Source organism: Paraburkholderia sp. IW21 (assembly GCF_041321145.1).
In the GTDB taxonomy this organism is placed as follows: domain Bacteria; phylum Pseudomonadota; class Gammaproteobacteria; order Burkholderiales; family Burkholderiaceae; genus Paraburkholderia.
In genome coordinates this window covers 113,869-134,587 of the sequence record NZ_JBGGWA010000008.1, presented here as the reverse complement: position 1 = coordinate 134,587, position 20,719 = coordinate 113,869, and the positions used below count along the sequence as shown (strand labels likewise).

The following is a 20,719-nucleotide window of genomic DNA, read 5'->3' as shown; positions in this document are numbered from 1 at the left end:
TCTTTGTTCGATTGGTGATGGTCTTATCGGCGTTGCTGCTGCGCGGGGCGCAGCCTCCCTTTTCCTCGCGCTTCTTTCGGCCCGCTCGAGCGCGGGCCTGCCATTTACTGGAATCGATCCACGCGCAGCGCCGCCAAGGTGTCGGCGGGGACGTCGGGCGTCTTGCCCGTCACCAGATCGGCGATCAGTCTGCCCGACCCGCACGCCAGGCCCCAGCCTGCAGGCCCGTGGCCGGCGTTCACGAACAGGCGGGGATGCAGCGCGTTGCCGATCACCGGCAAACCGTCCGGCGACAGCAGTTTTACGCCTTCCCACGGCAACGCCGCGGAGATCCGGGCGGCGCCCGGGATCCAGTCGTGGGTCGCCTGGCCCAGCAGCGCCAAGGCTTCCTTGGTCAGCGCTTCGCCCAGCGGCTTGTCGATCTGGCCGGCACTCTGCAAGACCGCACCGCCCGCGATCCGCAGGCGATGATTCATCCGGCTGATCGTGATGCGCTTGACCGCGTCCACGATGGCGACGTGCGGTGCGCATTCTTCATGCGCAATCGGCGCCACCAGGTTATGCAGCCGTAACGGGTGCAGCGGCAGCCGCAGCCCCAGGCGTTCGAGCAGCGGCAGGCTGCCGTGACCCGCGGCCACCACGATCGCGTCGGCGTGGATCACGTCGACTTCGTGGGAACGGGACGTTGCGCCCGGCCGGGGCGCCAGTTCCACCGCGGCGCGCTGGCCGTCGAGGCGAATCGCTTTGACGTCGCTGCCCAGCATGAATTGCACGCCGCCCTGCGTATCGAGGGTCTGCTTGATCAGCTTTGCAAACAGCGGGCAATTGGCCATGCGCTCCTGGTCGAACAGCACGCCGCCGGCGAATTCCGGCTCGGTGCGTACGGAATGTTCGAACGTGGCGCATTCGGCGGGCGTCAGCACATGATGCGGTACGTCGTATTGGCGCAGCAGTTCGAGCGCGGTTTGCGTCTGCTGCCATTCCTGCTCGGCACGCACCAGATAAAGCAGGCCGCTCGTCTGCTCGAATTCCAGCCCGAAGCGCGCTTCCATGTCGGCCATCGCCTCACGCGATGCGTCGATCAGCGGACGCAGCCGCGCGTATTGGCGGCTGAATGCCTCGGGCTCCTGCAAAGCGGCCAGTTGCCTGACGAACTGGCGCGCCGGTCCATTGAAGCCGGTCTTGCTGATCACACCGTTTTTCGCGCCCTGACGGCTCGCCATGAAGGTCGGGCCGAACCAGACGTCGAGCGGCGTGGGCAGCACGGTGCCGCCATGGCCATAGGTCGCGCCCTGCGCGACGGTTGCGTGGCGTTCGACGACGCATACCCGATGGCCGGCCGCGCGCAGTTGATAAGCGGTGGCGACGCCCACAATCCCGCCGCCAATGACGATGACATCCATGTTCTGATTCGAATTGCCGGCGGGACGCCGAAAACGCCGAGGTCCCCGTTAAGCGTGGCATGCGGCGCGTCGCCCGGCATTGCTCGGGCCGCTCGCGCCGATCTGATGAAAGGGCGAATGATAGCAGTCAAACGAATGGCGCGGCCACGCGAGCGCCATGCCGCGCGCCTTGGCGCGGCGCACCGGAGGGACGGCAGTCATCCGCCTGAAAACTGCCTCGCAGCCGCCTGGCACCCCACCAAAACCCTGGTGCGAAGCCCGCTGGAGGCGCGTTCCCGGGGTATAATCCCGGACTTCCTTTCCGCCTCACGTCGCCTTCACGCGCGACTCATCGGCATCATTAGCGACGCAACGTCAAGTCCATGGCCCACTTCTCGTGTTTCCCCGGCGCTTCGGCCCTTTCCGATTTCCGTCAAACCCGCCTGCTCGACACGCTTACGCGCATCGATTCCAACATCACGGGCGTGCGCGGACAGTATCTGCACTTCGTCAACGCCCAGACGCCGCTTTCCGCGGAAGACAACGCAAAGATCGAAGCGCTGATGCACTACGGCGATCCGCTCGAGGAAACCAGGGAGCGCGGCACGGTTGAAACGTTCCTCGTGGTGCCGCGCTTCGGCACGGTGTCGCCGTGGGCCAGCAAGGCAACCGATATCGCTCACCTCTGCGGCCTCACCCAGGTGCGCCGCATCGAGCGCGGCGTCGAGTACGCAATCACGCTGAAAAGCGGCCTGCTGGGCGGCAAGAAGGCACTCTCCGACGAAGCCCGCACAGCAGTCGCTGCGGCGCTGCACGACCGCATGACCGAAAGCGTATCGCCCTCGCGCGATCACGCGCTGCATCTGTTCGACGAACTGCCGGCCAAGCCGCTGCAAACCGTCGACGTGCTCGCCAACGGCCGCGGTGCACTGGAAGCGGCGAACGCGGAACTGGGCCTCGCGCTCGCCGACGACGAAATCGACTACCTTGTCGACGCCTTCACGAAGCTCGGCCGCAACCCGACCGACGTGGAACTGATGATGTTCGCGCAGGCCAACAGCGAACACTGTCGCCACAAGATCTTCAACGCGGATTGGACGATCGACGGCGAGAAGCAGGACATCTCGCTGTTCAACATGATCCGCAACACCGAGAAGCTGAACCCGCAAGGCACGATCGTCGCGTATTCGGACAACTCGGCGATCATGGCGGGCGGCATCGCCGAACGCTGGTTCCCGCGCACGCCGGCTGAACTCGGCGCAAACGAGTTGCCCGAGCACTACCGCCGCAACGTCGAATTGACGCACACCTTGATGAAGGTGGAAACACATAACCACCCGACCGCGATCTCGCCGTTCCCCGGTGCCTCGACCGGCTCGGGCGGCGAAATCCGCGACGAAGGCGCGACCGGTCGCGGCGCGCGCCCGAAGGCAGGGCTGGCGGGCTTCACGGTGTCGAATCTGGAATTGCCGGGCGGCGTCGAAGCATGGGAAAACGCCCGCGATGCGGCGCAGCCGCTGGCGCATCGCAATCCGGAAGACAAGCACGAAGCGTACGGCCGTCCTGACCGCATCGCATCGCCGCTGCAAATCATGATCGACGGCCCGCTCGGCGGCGCCGCGTTCAATAACGAATTCGGCCGGCCGAATCTGGGCGGCTATTTCCGTGCGTACGAGCAGAACGTCGCGGGTCTGGTGCGCGGGTATCACAAGCCGATCATGATCGCGGGCGGCATCGGCAATATCTCGGACCAGCACACGCACAAGCGCGATCTGCCGGAAGGCTCGCTGCTGATCCAGATCGGCGGCCCGGGCATGCGCATCGGCATGGGCGGGGGCGCCGCCAGCTCGATGGCGACCGGCACCAACACCGCTGAACTCGACTTCGACTCGGTCCAGCGCGGCAATCCGGAAATCGAGCGACGTGCGCAGGAAGTGATCAACGCGTGCTGGCAGCTCGGCGAGAAGAATCCGATTCTGAGCATTCACGACGTCGGCGCGGGCGGCCTGTCGAACGCGTTCCCGGAAGTCGTGGACGGCGCCAGCAAGGGCGCGATTTTCGATCTGCGCAAGATCCAGCTGGAAGAGAGCGGCTTGTCGCCGCGCGAAATCTGGTCGAACGAAGCGCAAGAGCGTTATGTGCTGGCCATCGCGCCGGCCGACCTGCCGGCCTTCGAGGCGATGTGCAAGCGCGAGCGCTGCCCGTTCGCGGTAGTCGGCACGGCAACGGCCGAACGTCAGCTGAAGGTGATCGATTCGGAATCGAATGACGGCGCCGCGCATGAGCCGGTCGACATGCCGATGGAAGTGCTGCTCGGCAAGGCGCCGCGCATGCATCGCGAAGTCAAACGTGTCGAGACCAAACTTGAGCCGGTGGATGTCACCGGCATCACGTTGCCGGAAGTCGCAGTCAGTGTGCTGCGTCACCCTACGGTCGCCAGCAAATCGTTTCTGATCACGATCGGCGACCGCTCGGTGGGCGGCACGACCGCGCGTGACCAGATGGTCGGTCCGTGGCAAGTGCCGGTGGCCGACGTCGCGATTACGACGATGGACTACGCGGGCTTCCGCGGCGAAGCGATGACCATGGCCGAGCGGACGCCGCTCGCCGTGATCGACGCGCCGGCGTCGGGCCGCATGGCGGTCGGCGAGGCGGTCACCAACATCGCGGCGGCGCCGATCGCGTCGCTCGACAAGCTCAAGTTGTCGGCAAACTGGATGGCCGCGTGTGGCGCACCAGGCGAAGACGCCGCGCTGTACGACACGGTCAAGGCGATCGGCATGGAACTGTGCCCGGCGCTCGGCATCAGCATTCCGGTCGGCAAGGATTCACTGTCCATGCGCACCAAGTGGGAAGACCGCGGCGTTGCCAAGGAAGTGGTCGCGCCAGTCTCGCTGATCATTTCGGCTTTCGCGCCGGTCGAAGACGTGCGCCGCCACCTCACGCCGCAACTGCGCCGCGCAAGCGACGTGGGCGACTCCGTGCTGATCGCGATCGACCTCGGCCGTGGCAAGCATCGTCTGGGCGGCAGTATTCTCGCGCAGGTCACGCAGCAGGTCGGCGATACGGTGCCGGATGTCGACGATCCGGAAGATCTGAAGCGTTTCTTCATGGCGATCCAGGCGCTCAATAGTGACGGCAAGCTGCTCGCGTACCACGACCGCTCGGACGGCGGTCTCTGGGCGACGGTGTGTGAGATGGCGTTTGCAGGTCACGTCGGCGTGTCGCTGAACGTCGACATGCTGGTGCTCGATCCGAACCACGAATCCGATTACGGCGACGCGAAAGACTGGGCGAAGCAGACCAGCGGCCGTCGCGAAGACCGCACGATCCGCGCGCTCTTCACCGAGGAACTCGGCGCCGTGATTCAGGTACGCGCGGCAGACCGCGACGCGGTGCTGGTCGCATTGCGCGAACACGGTCTGTCGGCGTGCTCGCACGTGATCGGCAAGACCAACGAACGCGACACGATCGAAATCTATCGCGACGCGAAGAAAATCTACGACGCACCGCGTACCGAATTGCATCGTGCGTGGAGCGAAGTGAGCTGGCGTATTTCGCGTTTGCGCGACAATCCGGCTTGTGCCGATGCCGAATTCGACGCGCTCTCTGACGCTGCCGATCCGGGCATCTCGCCGGTCCTGACGTTCGATCCTTCGGAAGACGTCGCCGCGCCATTCCTCAACAAAAGCGCACGTCCGCGTGTCGCGATCCTGCGTGAGCAGGGCGTAAACTCGCACCTCGAAACCGCCTATGCATTCGACCGCGCCGGCTTCGACGCACACGACGTGCACATGAGCGACCTGCTGGCCGGCCGCGCCAACCTGGCGGATTTCGCTGGCGCGGTGGCGTGCGGCGGCTTCTCGTACGGCGACACGCTGGGTGCCGGCGAAGGCTGGGCGAAGGCGATCCGCTTCAACTCGCAACTCGCCGATATGTTTGCCGCGTTCTTCGGCCGCGAAGATACGTTTGCGCTTGGTATCTGCAACGGCTGCCAGATGATGAGCAGCCTCGCGTCGATGATTCCGGGCGCCGAAGCATGGCCGAAGTTCACGCGTAACAAGTCGGAGAAATTCGAAGCGCGCTTCTCGCTGGTCGAAGTGCAGGCTTCGCCGTCGATCTTCTTCGCCGGCATGGAAGGCTCGCGCATTCCGGTGGCGATTGCGCACGGCGAAGGTTATGCGGACTTCTCGCAGCAAGGCGATGCGTCGAAGGTGGCTGTGGCGATGCGTTACGTCGATCACCGTGGCGAGGCAACGGAGCAGTATCCGTTTAATCCGAACGGGTCGCCGAACGGCATCACGTCGGTCACCACGCCCGACGGCCGCTTCAGCGTGCTGATGCCGCACACCGAGCGTGTGCATCGGGCAGTGCAGATGAGCTGGCATCCGGAAGGCTGGGGTGAGGGCAGCACGGACGCAAGCCCGTGGCTGCGCGTGTTCCAGAACGCACGCCGCTGGCTGGGTTGATTAATAGCGTGTGATTGGGAGCAGGCCGTCGCGAGGTGACGTGGAGGCCTGACGACCGCGGAAAAATGCGGAGTGCTCATCGGCCAGGTCCTCAACTCCCAGGAACTGAATCAGATCGGCATTGTTCCAGGGAGTTCGACAACCACCAAACGTCTTCCCATCACTTGCCCCGGCTGCCTCCGAACAATTCTGCAGCCGCGACCCACTCGATTTGAGTGGGAACTACGCTACGCCCCGGGTTTTTTCGGTTTGGCGCCACTGCTGGCCTGCACCGGCGGCGCCTCTTTCGCATAAAAATCTATCTGCACTTCTCCATTTTGCTTTTGCACGAGTGCATAGGCACGCCCTTTTCCTTGCGGTAGTTGCGCGTAGTCGACCCATTTGGCCGTCGCTCCCGCACTTACACTCCCTGGGGAGCTATCTGACAATTGCCCGGAATAGGCAACGAAGCTCTGTTTGTATCCTCCCAGGATCTCGCGCAACGCCCGATGACCGAGCGAGTCTCCGCCCTCATTGACAAGCACTCCGGCGTCGGAAATTTTAAGACCTGGTATTGCTTTCCCTCCCATGGAACGATAGGCCTGATAGATACCTGCCACGCCTTGCTGGCTGGGTTGCCAGTTCGGATCGCCGGCTTTGTGGCCCGCGTGGAAGACATAAAGAAAGCCATCCTCGGATGATGCGAATGCAATGGTGGACCCACCGAGTTCGCCGCCCGATATGATTAGGGGATGATCTTCCTCCAGGTCATTCAGATTGATCCGAATTGCGGCGGTTTCCGATTTTTCACCTCTAATTTCGATTACTGAGAAATCGTTATCGAGAAAGTGCTCGCGCCCCCATGTTCCTGACCAAACGTCGCATTTTAGCGACGTGGTGCTGCCGCCTTGCCACGTATCCAGAAAATCAGAAAATTTTCCATTTTCAAGGGAAAATTTTTCTGCTTTCGGCAAACCGGGCGTAAGCGCATCAAAGTTCACTGGAATCCGGCTGGATGATGTTTTATACAATAATCCGTTCTGAATCAGCGGCGTCATATCACGGCCAACGAGCTGGCCAATGGCCGTTCGAGTTTTCAGGCGAATCGGGCCGCCTTTGTTGTGGCCTTTGAATTTCCATTCAAGTGGCAAGTTATTATCGGCTATTAATTTATTGTATTCGGGAATAAAATTTCTGTACCAGGGGGATCTGTCGTCGAGGTTTGACAGAAGCACAGTCAAAAATGCCAGATTATCGGCATTGTAAAACGCGCGACGAAAGGATCTTTCTCGACGGTCCATCAGTTCATCGCGTGACAGATCATGTTCTTTCATGATTTCATGAACGTCGTCGCCGAACAGCCATGGATCTCTTAATATGATAAGAGGCGAAATATCCAAAGAGCCGTCCCGAATTATCGGGTATGCAAAATCATACGCAGTGGAAGAAACCGCGTGATAAGATTCATGAATTAGAGTGCACCCGAGAAAATTCTCGAATTCACTTAAGGTAAAGCGCTTTCTGAGAGAAACATCGGCCAACGCATCGACAGATACAGTGATGGGTGGCAGACCATCTTTCCAATTTGTCAATGCTGAATTAACTTTCGTGCGCATAAGTATTTGTTTTGGATCAAAATAGCCTGCCTTGTAAGAGATGTCGTTTATGATGTCAAGTTCATTTAAGAATTTTTGAATTTCATTCAAGCTGAAGCGGTAAACTTCTTTCACTACATCGTTATGTCTTCCAAAAAATATGTCCATTGCGGCATCGACTTTTTCTGTATTTTTTCGACCGAGGGCTTTGAGCGCGCCGTCAATATTATTCAGTGCCTGCTTGCGCCCGCGTCTTACAAGTGAGCGCATCTCCTGACTCTGAGTTTCGCTCAAATTAATAAGATGACTAACCTTGCCGGCGCCAGAAAACGGACTGCCTCCTTTTTCGATGGGTATATCTAAATGTGTCACCCAGTGCCCTGTATCGTCTAATTTGACCGGCACCGCATGACCAAATCTTCCCGGGTCCAATGGATTGACGACGCGCCAGGTGCGGGCATCATCGTCCCAGCGCACCTCATACGGATTATTTTCTTCCTTGATATAATATTTCCACTCGTCAGGGGACTTGCTGGTCCCCGCCACTGGAACGGAATAGATACCTTCAAATCTGTCTCCTGCGTCGCCAGGCTTTTCCTGGTTTAATGAAACGTCCTCGCGTCGCCACTGCATTTCGAGTTTCCCATACGGCCCGGCCGGGGGAGCGACGACCGGCTCAATCTTCGGATCTGATTTCGGCTTTTGTTTTGAGCTGACTGTCTGAAAAATCGCGCGTAATAACGACCGTCGTGCATCCTTCGCAGCTTTCAGCGATACGTCCAACCCGTAAAATTCAAGATCGTTCATCTCTTCCAGCCCGAATGCGCTTGCAATGTTTTCAGCGCGTGGATTTCTAGCCTGCATTGAAATATATTTCGTGCCGGACTCTGCAAGAGATTTCTTTGCAGTGTGGTAACCCAGAAATCGGTCAGCGCCTTCTATTCTGTATCTCTCTAACTCTTGCAGGTTCCATTCTGCGCCGTGCCGGATTGCGTAATCTACGAAGTCCTGCTCGTTTCTCAATTGCGTGAACGGATGTGCAACCATTGTATCAAGGTGAAGTATTTCATCTTTTTCGAGCACATGCAGAACGAGGGATAAGCCGTAGGCACTAGGGTTTTGAGTATTAAAGTTATTCTTGTCGATCAGGGCGTAAAGGTTCTCATTGTAGTTCAGGTCTGAATGGCGAATTAAACGTTCACACATCTCAATGCCGAGATGCGCGTTTTTTACAATATTCCGTCCTTTTTCGAGCCTGCCTTCAATGGAATAGGCTATCGCCATGTCGTATATTTCATGATATAACGTTGAATACTCGGACAGAATGTGATTGAGTTCTACCTCGCCAAATAAATATTTAAGGTCAGGAGCCCTGACTACTGAAAAGCTGGGATTGGTTATATAATTTCCAGTGGAAGGATCATATTTTTTAACTGATATTTTATTAAATAAACTATTTTTAAGTGCATGTGCTTCCAGGGTGATTACCTTGCCGATCATTCGCTTTCCAGGATTCCTTTCCAGACGCATATCGCCTGAAACTTCACCCCGGATTTTTCCATGAAGGTCTTCCATTCGGCCGAGTAGCCCGCGTAGGAATTGATAGTTGGTAATTTCGTCTACTTTGGTTTGCTGTATGCGAATATTCATCTGGTTTTTCGGCTGCTTCAAGCGGTATTGATCGAGTATGGACCTCTCCGTTCTCAGATCATTACCGAGATACGGACCCGAGTATTTCGCCATCTCAGTGCGGATGCGAGCCATGGCCTCTTCAAGCGACGACATCGCCGCGGGATCGAAATGCATCAAACAGTATCGATTGGTCATCTCGTTGAAGAAGTGGGACTGACCAATTTCTTGGGGAGCATCGTTGGCATCGAGAAAATCCGGGATCGTTTTGGGATCTTCAATCAATCTGAAGAAGGTGATCTTATGCCGATTTTCACTCTGCCACCTTTTCAATGGACCCACACCGGCTACCGCGGAGCCGTTTCCATAACGCGCAGGCCTCAGCGTGATGACATCAGCGGGCTCATCTGGAAACTCCGCCTGTATCGCGTAATTTGTCGCAGGATTTTCGTCATAAAAATTTTCATACCTTTTTGTCATTATAATTTTTGATTTAATATTTTTCTCAATCAAGAATGCCTGGATTTTTTCTGCGGCGACGGAAGGAGAACCGGTCAAGGCGTCGGCGAATCCTCTCTCGGTCATTACTGTATTCCATTTTGCGATGCGCTCCATGGGCAGGGAAGGGAGCGTTTCTACGGGATTTAAATCAAGATAGCCTCGCTGATTTCTGCTCGCTCCGATGTCGATTATCAAATCGGTATTGATGGCTTCGGTAACTTCCGACGCTTTCATAAGCGTCCACGAAGGTTTATTCAAGACAGTCCAATCGGGGTCAGAAAGTTCTGAAGCCATGTTTTTGCCGACAGGTCCTGTTTTTACGAGGTCGGTCAAGGAATCGAAACTGTTTATATCGCGGATCAATATCACGTGGTCCGGAAATGAAGAAATATACCGCGTTCTCCATGATGAATCAGTTGCACAAATGGGATCGTTAATTCCTTGTGAAGAAAATCGGCCCGCAGCGATATCTGCAAGGTATGTTCGCCCATTTGTTTCGATAACAGGTGCATAATGTTGAATAATATTATCCGATTCTTTTGATGGCCATATAACCGCGATTCGATATCTTACGTTATATCCGTTGGCTAAAAAGTATCTGCCGGCGGCCTCAACGGCCTTGAGGTGATCAGGGTTTAAAACTCGAATATGAGAGCTAACCTGTTTTCCAGATTTAGCCAGTAGATCCATGATCTGGCGTATATCGGAGGTCGCAAATTCGGATCCTTTGCCGTCTTCAGCACCGGGTTGCCATGGTTTGGGCTGACTCGTGTCCACGTTGCCCCGGTATTGAGCTCTGCCGATAATACTAACGTGATCATTATCTTTTCGTGACAGCAAGCAGTACGCATTTCCGGAACTTTGGATGATATTTATATCACCCTGGGCGTGATTGTAATTAACTAAATCTAACGAGGAAGAAGATGCGGAGTGACGCGTAGGAGGTTTCGCCCCAGGCTGGGCGGACAGATCGAAATCTGGGTCCAATACCGTAAATCCACTTGTACGAGGGTTTTCGGCATAAATAACCATAGTCTTGTCAAATTTCCTGCTAAACCAGAGCAAATCCGGTTTTTGGACAGATACCGGAATGGATATTCTCATTTCTGTGCGAGTCGCAAGAGAATTGTGGGTCTCGAATAATCGTCGAATTGCGATATTGTCGGAGGCCGGATCAGCGGAGTTGCTGCCTATGTCTCCAAGGCGATAGAAATAGGCACATGCATCTGCTTCGTCGATGCCGACCAGAAACGTCCCGTCCGACATCTCTCCTGACGTGACCAGCAAGGGCCGATCTGGAGCAATATTCTCGAAGTCCATGCGAACGCCCACAGCTGAATCCGGGGACTCCCGAAGAAGGATAACTTCGGTGTTTGCGTCGATGCTCGAATGACCGCCGTAACCAAACGGAGCTAATGGTTGGCGGTGGAACTCGATATCTCGGGCGATTCCCTGTTCCATGGATTCAAAGGCCAAATGGCGGCCCTCGTCCCCGAGTGACGAAACGGCTTCAGGCGAGGCAATAGCATCAGTTCGGCTGTACCTGAAGGGCGTCTCGATCCTGGTGATTGCACGGGAGGGGCTCAGTTCAATAGCGCCTTCATCGTTCAATGCGCCAAAATCGGCAGAGGGTGTTGGCTGCTTGGGCTCGCCTGGCGCCGCCGCATCGACATCAGGCAATTTTCCTGTACCCAATGGCGTTTCCTTGGCGTAACTATACGAATATTCATAATATCGAACGTCATTTTGATGTAACGATACCAACAGGCCTCGCGCCTCCGCGGGTTCCGGTATGCCAGATTTCGCTACATCGTGGGCATCCTGACTTAACGTTTTAATCTCTGGGTTTGGAAATGTTTTTGGTTTTACTTTTTTAAATTTTAAATCGAATTTGAATTTCCTGACATTTTTGTAGAGTGATTTCGTGAGAGCGCGGAGTGGCAGCGGCTCCCAGAATGCAAAGATCTCGTAACCGGCAATGGCAAGAATGCGGAGTGGGAAAAATGCCAAAGTTGATCCGACTTCGGCCCATACTGCCATATACAATGCAGCTCCCCGGAGGCCCTTCGCGAGATTTTTAAGTAGAGAAGCACGCAAAATTTTTGCGCTCCCCGCAGTCAGAGCCCCAGCTGGAAAAGCTATCGCTGTCAAAGTGAGAACGGCGGACACCACCTCCAACGAAATTTCCCCGGCTGACGGCGTGTAGTCTGGGTCGTGGTCGAGCCGGTATAACATATCGAATCCCGGTATCAATGAGGTAATATATTGCCACCATTCCCTGTTATATTTTGCTTCTTTAGCCTGCGCCATCAGAGTTAGTAACGCATCGTTTGTCGCTTCGTCCACGATGGTTAGCAGGCTTTTTCCGTTAAAATTACGCCTGGCGTCTCCATTTAAATGCAGATAAGCGTTCTCGAAGCTATTTTCATTAATTATTGACGCATTGCCGAAGATTGGCCGGACTATAAATGTAATCATATTTTGTCCTATCCACAAAGGATGTATTCCAGCCCTGTCGAGAAGGACCTGGTCGATAAAAGGACCTATGTAATCAATTTTTAAAGTCCCTTGCTCCTGGGATATATCTCTGAGTCCGGGATTCTGGTTCATCTGAGCCGCGGTGGACGATCTCACTACGCAGGATCCGCCGAGAGTGGAAATTACTATCCAGTCTTGTGTGGGCATTTCGCAAAATATCAATTCGCCGGCCTTCCCATAGATCGTTATGGAATTGGAAAAACCACCGAACGAATTTAAAAATTTCCCTAATAGGTCGTCTCTGGAAGGTTTTGGAAAGCGCGGGGTTTTGGGCCTCATATATAGGGTCATTTTAACTACCCTGAGCGGTTTTTCGGTGAGCATCAGATATGGATGCATACCATATTCTGAAAGCGCAAAGTAGCTTATTGATTTTGCGACAGCATTGTGATATTTTGATTTGAATTCGGAAAATTGCCTGTAATATTCCGTGTCATCGGACGTCTTGTCGCTAGTGGCAATATTTCTGACGAAATTCGCGCCTTCGGTGGCCACGCTTCCATATCGATTGCTTATTGGTGAGCTATCGATTGCTCGCTTGAAAGCGAGAATTAGTTCAGCGGGGTTGTTGGCATTTTGGTGAAGATTGTTAATGTCAAGTCCGATTAGTGCCTTGTAAAATATGGCTTCCGCCAGTGAAATGAAAGTCGTCATTTCGGGGCTTGATGCTATTATCAAGGAGAAATTATCTAGATAATCTACGTCTGATAGGTCGCCGAGAACGGACGGGTTATCTGAGTCTGCCGGCCGCGGACGTTTTCCGAGCATCTTCAGGGCAGCCTTGACTGCTAATACTCTGGCATAGAAAACGGTGGCATCTCCGAGCTGGTCGGAAAGCGTTGAGAGTCGTGGCTCAATTTTCTGTAGTATCGGCTTGATCTCGTTCAGGGCGCCAAGAAAATTGTGAGAAAGTTTTATGTGATCTTCAAGATAGTGAACTGCATAGCGATATTCAGCGAGTTTTTTCTTGCTGCGTTCGAGACGTTCCTGATCACGTGGACCTCTAAATTTATATATTTCTTCTTTTTCCTGTTTGATTTTGTCTGCGATGGACTGTCTGGCCGCGGAGATCGCTGTTTCGGGAATTCCAGATTTTTCTTTGAGAAATTGGGTGGTCGCGTCATCCCATGCGGAAATGGCCGTTCGCACGCCATTTGCGACTTCGACAGGTACGGTAGTGTTGGAGTCGTAGCCTAGTCGTGTGTTTATATGGTCATCCAGAGCTTCAGTGAAAATTGCATTTTCGGGAATTTCGATCGGCAAGCCAAAAATTGATTCCAGTTTTGCGATCACTCCTTCTTTGCTGTCGAAGTGAAGACCTCTTCGTTCACGAAGGATGAATGTTTCGTACGTCTTTATTTTTATCAGAATTGACTTGAGGCGCCGTAGTTTTTCAGATGCGTAGTTATCGACTGGATCGATTTCCCTGATGATCGAATAGAGTTCCGGGCCGTATGGATCTTCTGAAGAGCGGTAACGCAATGGAATTCCAACATCCCTTATATAGTCGCCCCATGCGCTGCGTACGGCAGTTTCGTACGTTGCCTTTTCGCTTCCCGCAGTCTGGTTTTTATTGTCTGGCGCAAAAACTGCAACCAATGCATCTTCGAAAAATTGATGATCGAATTGGGTTTCCATGAAGTATTTAACGCTTGCCAGGTTTTGCCCCTCAAGATATAACCATCTGAAATTCGGGGTTTGCATGTCAGCGTTGGTGTCATGATATTCCTGACTCAGGGGTTGAGCGTCTGCCTGTAAAATCTCGAAGTCAGGATCGTCGCCGTCTTTCGGAATGGTTAGGCCCAATTGGACAAAATACGCAACGATACTGGCAATCGTGACGATAGACACGGTACCGACAACCACCGCCTGCCTGCTCGGGGGGCAGAGGCCGCCTAACAGGCAGGGTGCGGCCGCCGCTGCCGCAGTGGCGATTGGAAGTGCAATGAAGGGTCTTGTTTCTGGTGCGTCGGAAGAAGCGGAGTCTTGTGGGGATGACGCGAAGTTTTCTTCGGCTTGGGTTAAAGATGTGCTGAAAGACTCGGGACTCGATTCAGGCACGTTGTTAGCGGCCTTAAAGATCGCATCCGGCTCATCTTGCCCGCCAATGGCGCTGGCTGGCAAGGAAGCCGTTTCCAGAGCGGCTTCGCGTCTCCTTTCAGCCGCATAGGCTCTCAACCAGGCCTTATGGGGTTCTTTCATTGTCTGCCTGTGCAGCTTCTGCCAGGCTTTATCCTCACGACTCACGGCATTGGGATCGTCGTCCACTGAGCAGACAGGTTCAACTACTGTGGCCAGGCTGGTGGGGGGCTTCGCATCGACCACCGCTCGCAGGACTGCATATCCCTGTACCGCCCGTTGCAGTTTGCCGATCACTCCCGCCATGGCCTGGCCAAGCGGGGTTTCGGGAGGCTGCATGTCGTTTTCATAAAGGAATCCGTTTGGCGGGTAAACTGCCGGCCCATGGAGAACCTTGGAGACGAGTGGGTTGACTGCCTGCCGCTTGACAAAATATCCGTAGTACGAAAAGAGTGCGACAAGCCCGACACCCATGTAAATGTTTTCTCGCTGGCTCGTCAGGCATTCGGGAGTTACGCCGTCCAGCACCTCGTCGATATACCGTTTCGTCTCTTCGGCGATGGCAAATAGAAGCGATTGCGGGGAAAGCAGCTGATAGGGAAGCGCCAGTAGCACCTGGACGAGTCCACCCAGCACATCGCGCTGCTTCAAGGCGCTCACCAGGTTGCATACCGTTGTGCCCGCAGCGGCGACGACGCTCGCCATGGGCGAGACTTTCGCCAATGCCCAATATCCAAACGACAATAATCCGCTGTAGGCGAGCCACCCGCTGAGCTGAGATCCGGCGGAAAAAAGCACCCGCTGAAATTCGGTGTGGCGGGCATGCGGAATGGGACGGTATTCAACGAGCGGCGTACTCCATTTGACTTTTGTCGGCGTGCGGAGCAATGCCGCCATTTCATCCCGGTCCGATTCGGCCAGCCCCGCATCCTGTGCGGTTTGAGGCAGCCAGTCGGCATCGCAGGCAGCGTCCTCGAAACCATCGGGGATGAGAACCGGCGACAACGCCTTCAATACGTCATCGGCACCCAGAGCGCGAAAAATCTCCTGCCGTTCCCTGTAGACACGGCTCGCCACGGCTGCGGGGCGACTTATCCGCTCACCCGCCCGCTTTGCGATATCGGCAGCGGTACGGAAGAGGCCGTTTTCCGGCGTCTCCTGGTCGATGCCTGACGCACTGCGATACGGGTTGGCGAAGGGTGTGAGGCGCCGGACCCGTTTCTGCGGGCGGGACGCTTCATTGGAGCCGGCTTGGTGTGGTTCAACCGCGGGCTTTTCTCGCTGCTCCCCCGGTTGCACCAGCCAGTCGGCGGTAGCCGATGCATCAAGGAACTGATCCGCGTCCCTTTCGTCGGCCTCTCCCTGTAATCCCTGGAGCACCCTGAAATGTTCAGGTATTGCGCCAATGCCGTTTCCAATCGCGGCATCCCGCGCACTCAACGATTCACGCTTCGGATCGCCGGGCGTCTTGCGGACCTCGTAGCCGCTGCGCGGTTGACTTCGTCGAGCAGCCGGGCTGCCATCGTCGCCCAGCAGAATCGCCTCTAACTCGGGATGTTTGCGTAGGTGGTCCCGGATCTCGCGACGGAAGTAATCAGACGCCTCCCGTTCATTTACAGGCACGCGTCCCCGGAAAATCCGCTTGACCGCATCCAGATTCCCGCACGCTTGCAGCGCCTTCCAGATGGCGGCGAAGAAACAGTTTCCGTCTGGGCGAATCCAGACTCTTTGACCATCTATAAGCGCCCAGTAGTGGCCCCCCATCACCTCGATACACACATCGCCAACGCTGTGCGCTGATGCACCAAAAGACGCATGAGTTCGACCGTTCCAGACGTGAAGCGCCAACCCGCCATCCTTCCAGCATGGAAGTTCAGAAACCAGAAAGGGCATGGAATCCGCCAGTTCAAAATTCCACTCGCCATTGCAGCCGATGCGCTCCACCTGATCGGCCCACCTCGATTGCGCAACATCGGGTTGCTCGACGGCGTCATCGTGCCGGGGTTGCTTCTTTTTGATCTTCGAATCGTTCTCTGCGTAGCTGCGCATAAGCCACCTCGGAATCGGACAGTTGTTTTTAATCAGAACCGTGCGTTGCCCGGCTCAATTGCATGTTGCGTGTTTTGTCGATCGGATATGCACTGTTTCATCTCAGTGACGCTAATGCGATATTATTTTTATTTCTGAAACGTGCGAATCAATGACAATACCGGGAAACTAGCGGGGGGTATTAGTGCTGTCAACGGCGTAACCACAAGATTTATCTGTGTGTGTCGATTTGAAGCAATTGAGTATGCTCATCAAGCTAGTCCGCACTAAATAACCGGGGGGGCCTCGTGCGGCGGAGCTTTGAAGCGAAAATGGTGTTGTGAGATTTGCAGGAACCTGGCACGTTACTGCAAAACGAATTGTTCAAGACGGACAATCCAGAGGACGGCCTGATATCGACGAAATTCCCGTCGGGGGCTGTGTGAGATATGGGGTGGTTTAGGGGATCGGCGAGGACGCGCGGTCGAAAAAAACCGCCCCTTATAACTGCACTCGCGTGCAGTTATAAGGGGCGGTCAGCTTCAGCGTAGCTAAAAAACGCTTACTGAATCTTCGCGTTCTTACGCAGACCTTCTTCGAACGCCTGCAGCTTTTCCTGCTGGATCTGCTGCACGATCTGCGGGCGCACCTGTTCGAGCGTCGGTGGCGTGACGTTGCGCACGTCGTCGACACGGATGATGTGCCAGCCGAATTGCGTATGGACCGGCGTGTCGGTCATCTGGCCTTTCTGCAGATGCGTGGCCGCGTCTGCGAATTCAGGTACGTAAGCCTTTGGGTCCGACCAGTCCAGGTCGCCGCCATTCTTGCCCGATCCCGGGTCCTTCGAGTATTGCTTGGCCAGATCTTCGAAGCTTGCGCCAGCCTTGATCTTCGCGATCAGATCCTTCGCTTGCTGTTCGTTGTCCACCAGGATGTGGTGCAGGTGATATTCCTTGCCGCCCGCGTCCTTGACCAGTGCGTTATAACGTGCGGTGACTTCGGCGTCGGTCGGCGTGTTGTTCTTCACGAAGTCTTCGATCAGCGCGCGCAGCACAACGGTTTGTTGCGCGACGGCGATTTGCGCCTTGATGTCGGGACGATTCGGCAGGCCGCGACGCAGCGCTTCCTGCATCAGGATTTCGCGGTTCACGAGCTCTTCGCGCACGGCCATTTGCAGTTGCGGCGTGTTTTGCTGGCCTTGATGAACCAGTTGATCGATCAGCGCGTCGGCGCGCGCTTTCGGAATCGGCGTGCCGTTCACGACGGCGATGTTCTGTGCAAATGCAGGTGCGGCCGCAAATGCAGCCAGCAATACCCAAAGGCGGGTTTTCTTCAAGGTCATCGGAAGTTTTCCTAGCGAGGCAACAAAGCGAATTCTTCGGGCGTGTAGGCCGTGATTGCAAGGGCATGAATGCCGCGCTGCATGGCATCGGCCAGCGCATCATACACCATGCGATGCCGCGCCACGCGGGCCTTACCGGCGAATGCGGCAGCCACGATCGTGACACTGAAATGGCCGCCGGCGGAGGCGCCGGCGTGGCCCGCGTGCTGCGCGCTATCGTCCGTGATCTGGATCGAGGCGACCGGCGCGAGCGCCGCGGTGAGTCGCGCCTCGATCAGTGCGACGCGCTCGGCGGTGGTGGCGTGCATGAAACCGTCGCTAGTCATGTCATTCTTCCTTCATATACTTCGACAGCCACAAACTCTGTCCGACGATGAATACCAGGAGGAATCCGGTGGCGCCGAACAGCTTGAAATTGACCCACTGGTCGGTCGTGTAGTTATACGCGACGAACAGGTTGACCAGTCCGAGCAGCACGAAGAATATCGCCCAGACGATGTTCAGCTTGCCCCAGATCGCGTGCGGCAGCGTGATCTGCTTGCCCATCATCGCTTCGATCAGGTTCTTGTTGAAAGCCAGTTGCGAAACGATCAGCGCGACCGAAAACGCCCAGTACAGCACGGTCGGCTTCCATTTGATAAAGGTGTCGTTGTGCAGCACGAGCGTCGCGCCGCCGAACACGGTGACGACGCCGAGGCTCACCCACAGCATCGGATCGACCTTGCGGTGGCGGAATGCCACCCACGCGATCTGCACCAGCGTGGCAATGATCGCCACTGCCGTCGCCGTGAAAATGCCCCATATCTTGAAGGCGACGAAGAACAGGATGATCGGGAACAGATCGAACAGGAATTTCATTATCTGGTCGGGGATTCGGAGAGTGGTCGGAGAATGAGCGGCGCGATGCGCCCCTGGTGGGTGGCTGGTTCAACCCGCCGCGGCGGCCTGTGCGCGGCGCTAGCCGTTCACACCGTGCCTGCCGGCGCCGGGTTGTCCTGTTTGCAAGCAGGTTGAAGGGTGTCGTGGCCGGCGGGCAGTGTGTGACACACTTTGGCGAACTTGGGCGCCCCCGGCCGGCAACGCGCCGGACTCCGCGCTGCGTTACTTGGGCTCGAATTGTAACGCAGCCGAATTGATGCAGTAACGCAGACCGGACGGCGCCGGTCCGTCTTCGAACACGTGGCCCAGATGCGCGCCGCAGTTCTTGCACTGCACTTCGATGCGCAGCATGCCGTGCGCGCGGTCGGTTTTTTCGGCGATGACTTCGCCGTTGATCGGCTTGAAGTAGCTCGGCCAGCCGCAACCGGCATCGAACTTGGTGTCCGATTCGAACAGCGGCGTGCCGCAGCACACGCAGTCATAGATGCCGCGGTCCCAGTGGTCGTGATAGCGGCCGGTGAAGGGACGCTCGGTGGCCGCGTGGCGCGTCACCTGATATTCGATGTCGGAGAGCTGGTTGCGCCATTCCGCGTCGTCTTTCTGCACGGCGGGGGCGTCGGTATTGAGGTCGTCGGGCTTGTTCATGGTCGGGGTTCCTGTCTCGAGATTGTTTTGGGGGCGCGTCACGAAGAGCAACTCACTTCCAGCGAGCTCGCCCAATCCGGCGGCAGCCCCGCATAGGCTTCGTTTTCCGGTTGTTCATCGAACGGGCGGCGCAGCACTGCCGCCAAACGTTCCACTTCGGAGAAGTCCTTCTCTTTCGCGTGGCGGATCGCCGTTTCCGCCAGATGATTGCGAAGTACGAATTTCGGGTTCGCACGGTTCATTGCAATGGCGCGCGCGGCGTCGTCGCGTGTTTCTTCGGACAGGCGCGCGCGGTAGTCGTTCACCCATGCATCGAACGCGGCGCGGTCGAGAAACAGGTCGCGTACCGGCGCGTCGTTGTTTGCATCGTGCTTCGAAATACGCGACAGATTGCGGAAGGTCAGCGTGAAATCCGCACGGTTTGCGTGCATGACTTCGAACAGACGATTGACCAGGGTGTCGTCACCTTCGCGCTCGCTTTCAAGGCCGAGCTTCGCACGCATGCGCCGTTCCAGCGCGGGCGCGAAACGCTCCTTGAAGCCGCCGAGCACACGCTGCGCGTCTTCGATCGCCTTGTCGCCGCGCACGCTTTCCTCATGCCTGACGCCCAGTAGCGGCAGCAGGCCTTGCGCGAGGCAAAAAAGGTTCCAGTACGCGATTTGCGGCTGCATTTTGTACGCGTAACGGCCCTGCGAGTCGGAGTGATTGCAGATGTAGCCGGCATCGAAGCCGTCCATGAAACCGAATGGGCCATAGTCGATCGTGAGACCGAGGATCGACATGTTGTCGGTGTTCATCACGCCGTGGCAGAAGCCGACGGCTTGCCATTCCACCATCAGGTCAGCCGTCGACTTTACCGCTTCATCGAGCAGCGCAAGATAGGGATCGTCGGCTTCGCGGCAATGCGGATAGAAACGCTCGATCACATGATCGGCCAGCGCCCGTAGCGCATCGACGCGATCGTTCGAATAGAAATGTTCGAAGTGCCCGAAGCGCACGAAGCTCGGCGCCACCCGCGTGACGACCGCGGCGGTCTCGACTTCCTCGCGGCGCACCGGTTGATCCGAGCCGATCACGCACAGCGCGCGGGTGGTTGCAATGCCGAGGTGATGCATCGCTTCCGAGCACAGATATTCGCGGATCGACGAGCGCAGCACCGCGCGGCCGTCGCCCATGCGTGAATAGGGCGTGCGGCCCGCGCCTTTGAGTTGCAGTTCGAGGCGTTGGCCGTCGTGTTCGACTTCGCCGAGACCGAGCGCGCGGCCGTCACCAAGCTGGCCGGCCCACACGCCGAACTGATGCCCGGAATATACCGACGCGTACGGCAGCGCTTCGGAAGGCCACTCGCGCGTCGCGTTGCCGGAAAAGAGTTCGGCGAAGCCCGGGTCATTCTGGAGGCCGGGCTCTAAACCGAGCAACCTGGCGGTTTCCTCGGAGAAGCCGACCACGTAGGGCGCACTGAGCGGCGCCGCGGGCAGACGTGTGAGGAACGCGCTGCCGAGCCGCGCAAACGCGCTGTCGGGCGAGGCGAGCAGTGCGTCGGAAAGAGCCGACAAAGGCCCGGATAACCCTGCAATGCTTGGGGAAAACGACATATTGAGCGCCTCTGGATTAACCGATATTGTAAGTCGGCGCCCGCGGCGCTGCTGGCTG

At 56.6% G+C, this 20,719-nt stretch carries 8 protein-coding genes; 1 reads left to right on the top strand and 7 read right to left on the bottom strand.

Annotation, left to right across the window (positions count from 1 at the left end; genetic code table 11):
• Positions 1-104 precede the first annotated feature (104 nt).
• Positions 105-1,403 (bottom strand): FAD-dependent oxidoreductase, encoded by a 1,299-nt coding sequence (locus ACAX43_RS19890; RefSeq protein WP_370710135.1) that lies wholly within the window; start codon positions 1,401-1,403, stop codon positions 105-107.
• Positions 1,404-1,765: 362 nt separating this feature from the next.
• Here ACAX43_RS19890 and purL point away from each other — a divergent pair, with 362 nt between their 5' ends.
• Complete coding sequence (gene purL / locus ACAX43_RS19885; RefSeq protein ID WP_370710134.1) at positions 1,766-5,851, top strand: phosphoribosylformylglycinamidine synthase; 4,086 nt, start codon at positions 1,766-1,768, stop codon at positions 5,849-5,851.
• A gap of 227 nt (positions 5,852-6,078) precedes the next feature.
• Here purL and ACAX43_RS19880 read toward each other — a convergent pair whose 3' ends face one another.
• The 6 genes from ACAX43_RS19880 to ACAX43_RS19855 form a co-directional block, all read right to left on the bottom strand.
• A complete protein-coding gene (locus ACAX43_RS19880) occupies positions 6,079-16,221 on the bottom strand; it encodes a cytotoxic necrotizing factor Rho-activating domain-containing protein (protein ID WP_370710133.1) in 10,143 nt (3,380 codons plus the stop codon).
• A gap of 541 nt (positions 16,222-16,762) precedes the next feature.
• On the bottom strand, positions 16,763-17,542 hold the full coding sequence (locus ACAX43_RS19875) for a peptidylprolyl isomerase (RefSeq protein ID WP_370710132.1): 780 nt from the start codon (positions 17,540-17,542) through the stop codon (positions 16,763-16,765).
• 11 nt (positions 17,543-17,553) lie between these two features.
• Entirely contained in the window at positions 17,554-17,868 is a 315-nt protein-coding gene (locus ACAX43_RS19870) for a BolA family protein (protein ID WP_370710131.1), read from the bottom strand.
• A gap of 1 nt (position 17,869) precedes the next feature.
• A complete protein-coding gene (locus tag ACAX43_RS19865) occupies positions 17,870-18,400 on the bottom strand; it encodes a septation protein A (protein ID WP_370710130.1) in 531 nt (176 codons plus the stop codon).
• A gap of 243 nt (positions 18,401-18,643) precedes the next feature.
• A complete protein-coding gene (msrB, locus tag ACAX43_RS19860) occupies positions 18,644-19,066 on the bottom strand; it encodes a peptide-methionine (R)-S-oxide reductase MsrB (protein ID WP_370710129.1) in 423 nt (140 codons plus the stop codon).
• Positions 19,067-19,104: 38 nt separating this feature from the next.
• On the bottom strand, positions 19,105-20,661 hold the full coding sequence (locus tag ACAX43_RS19855; RefSeq protein WP_370710128.1) for a YdiU family protein: 1,557 nt from the start codon (positions 20,659-20,661) through the stop codon (positions 19,105-19,107).
• Positions 20,662-20,719: the final 58 nt, after the last annotated feature.

Coding starts and splice junctions, on each gene's coding strand:
- ACAX43_RS19880 (WP_370710133.1), bottom strand. CDS start 16,221: ATGCGCAGCTACGCAGAGAACGATTCGAAGATCAAAAAGAAGCAACCC.
- msrB (WP_370710129.1), bottom strand. CDS start 19,066: ATGAACAAGCCCGACGACCTCAATACCGACGCCCCCGCCGTGCAGAAA.
- ACAX43_RS19855 (WP_370710128.1), bottom strand. CDS start 20,661: ATGTCGTTTTCCCCAAGCATTGCAGGGTTATCCGGGCCTTTGTCGGCT.
- purL (WP_370710134.1), top strand. CDS start 1,766: ATGGCCCACTTCTCGTGTTTCCCCGGCGCTTCGGCCCTTTCCGATTTC.
- ACAX43_RS19865 (WP_370710130.1), bottom strand. CDS start 18,400: ATGAAATTCCTGTTCGATCTGTTCCCGATCATCCTGTTCTTCGTCGCC.
- ACAX43_RS19875 (WP_370710132.1), bottom strand. CDS start 17,542: ATGACCTTGAAGAAAACCCGCCTTTGGGTATTGCTGGCTGCATTTGCG.
- ACAX43_RS19890 (WP_370710135.1), bottom strand. CDS start 1,403: ATGGATGTCATCGTCATTGGCGGCGGGATTGTGGGCGTCGCCACCGCT.
- ACAX43_RS19870 (WP_370710131.1), bottom strand. CDS start 17,868: ATGACTAGCGACGGTTTCATGCACGCCACCACCGCCGAGCGCGTCGCA.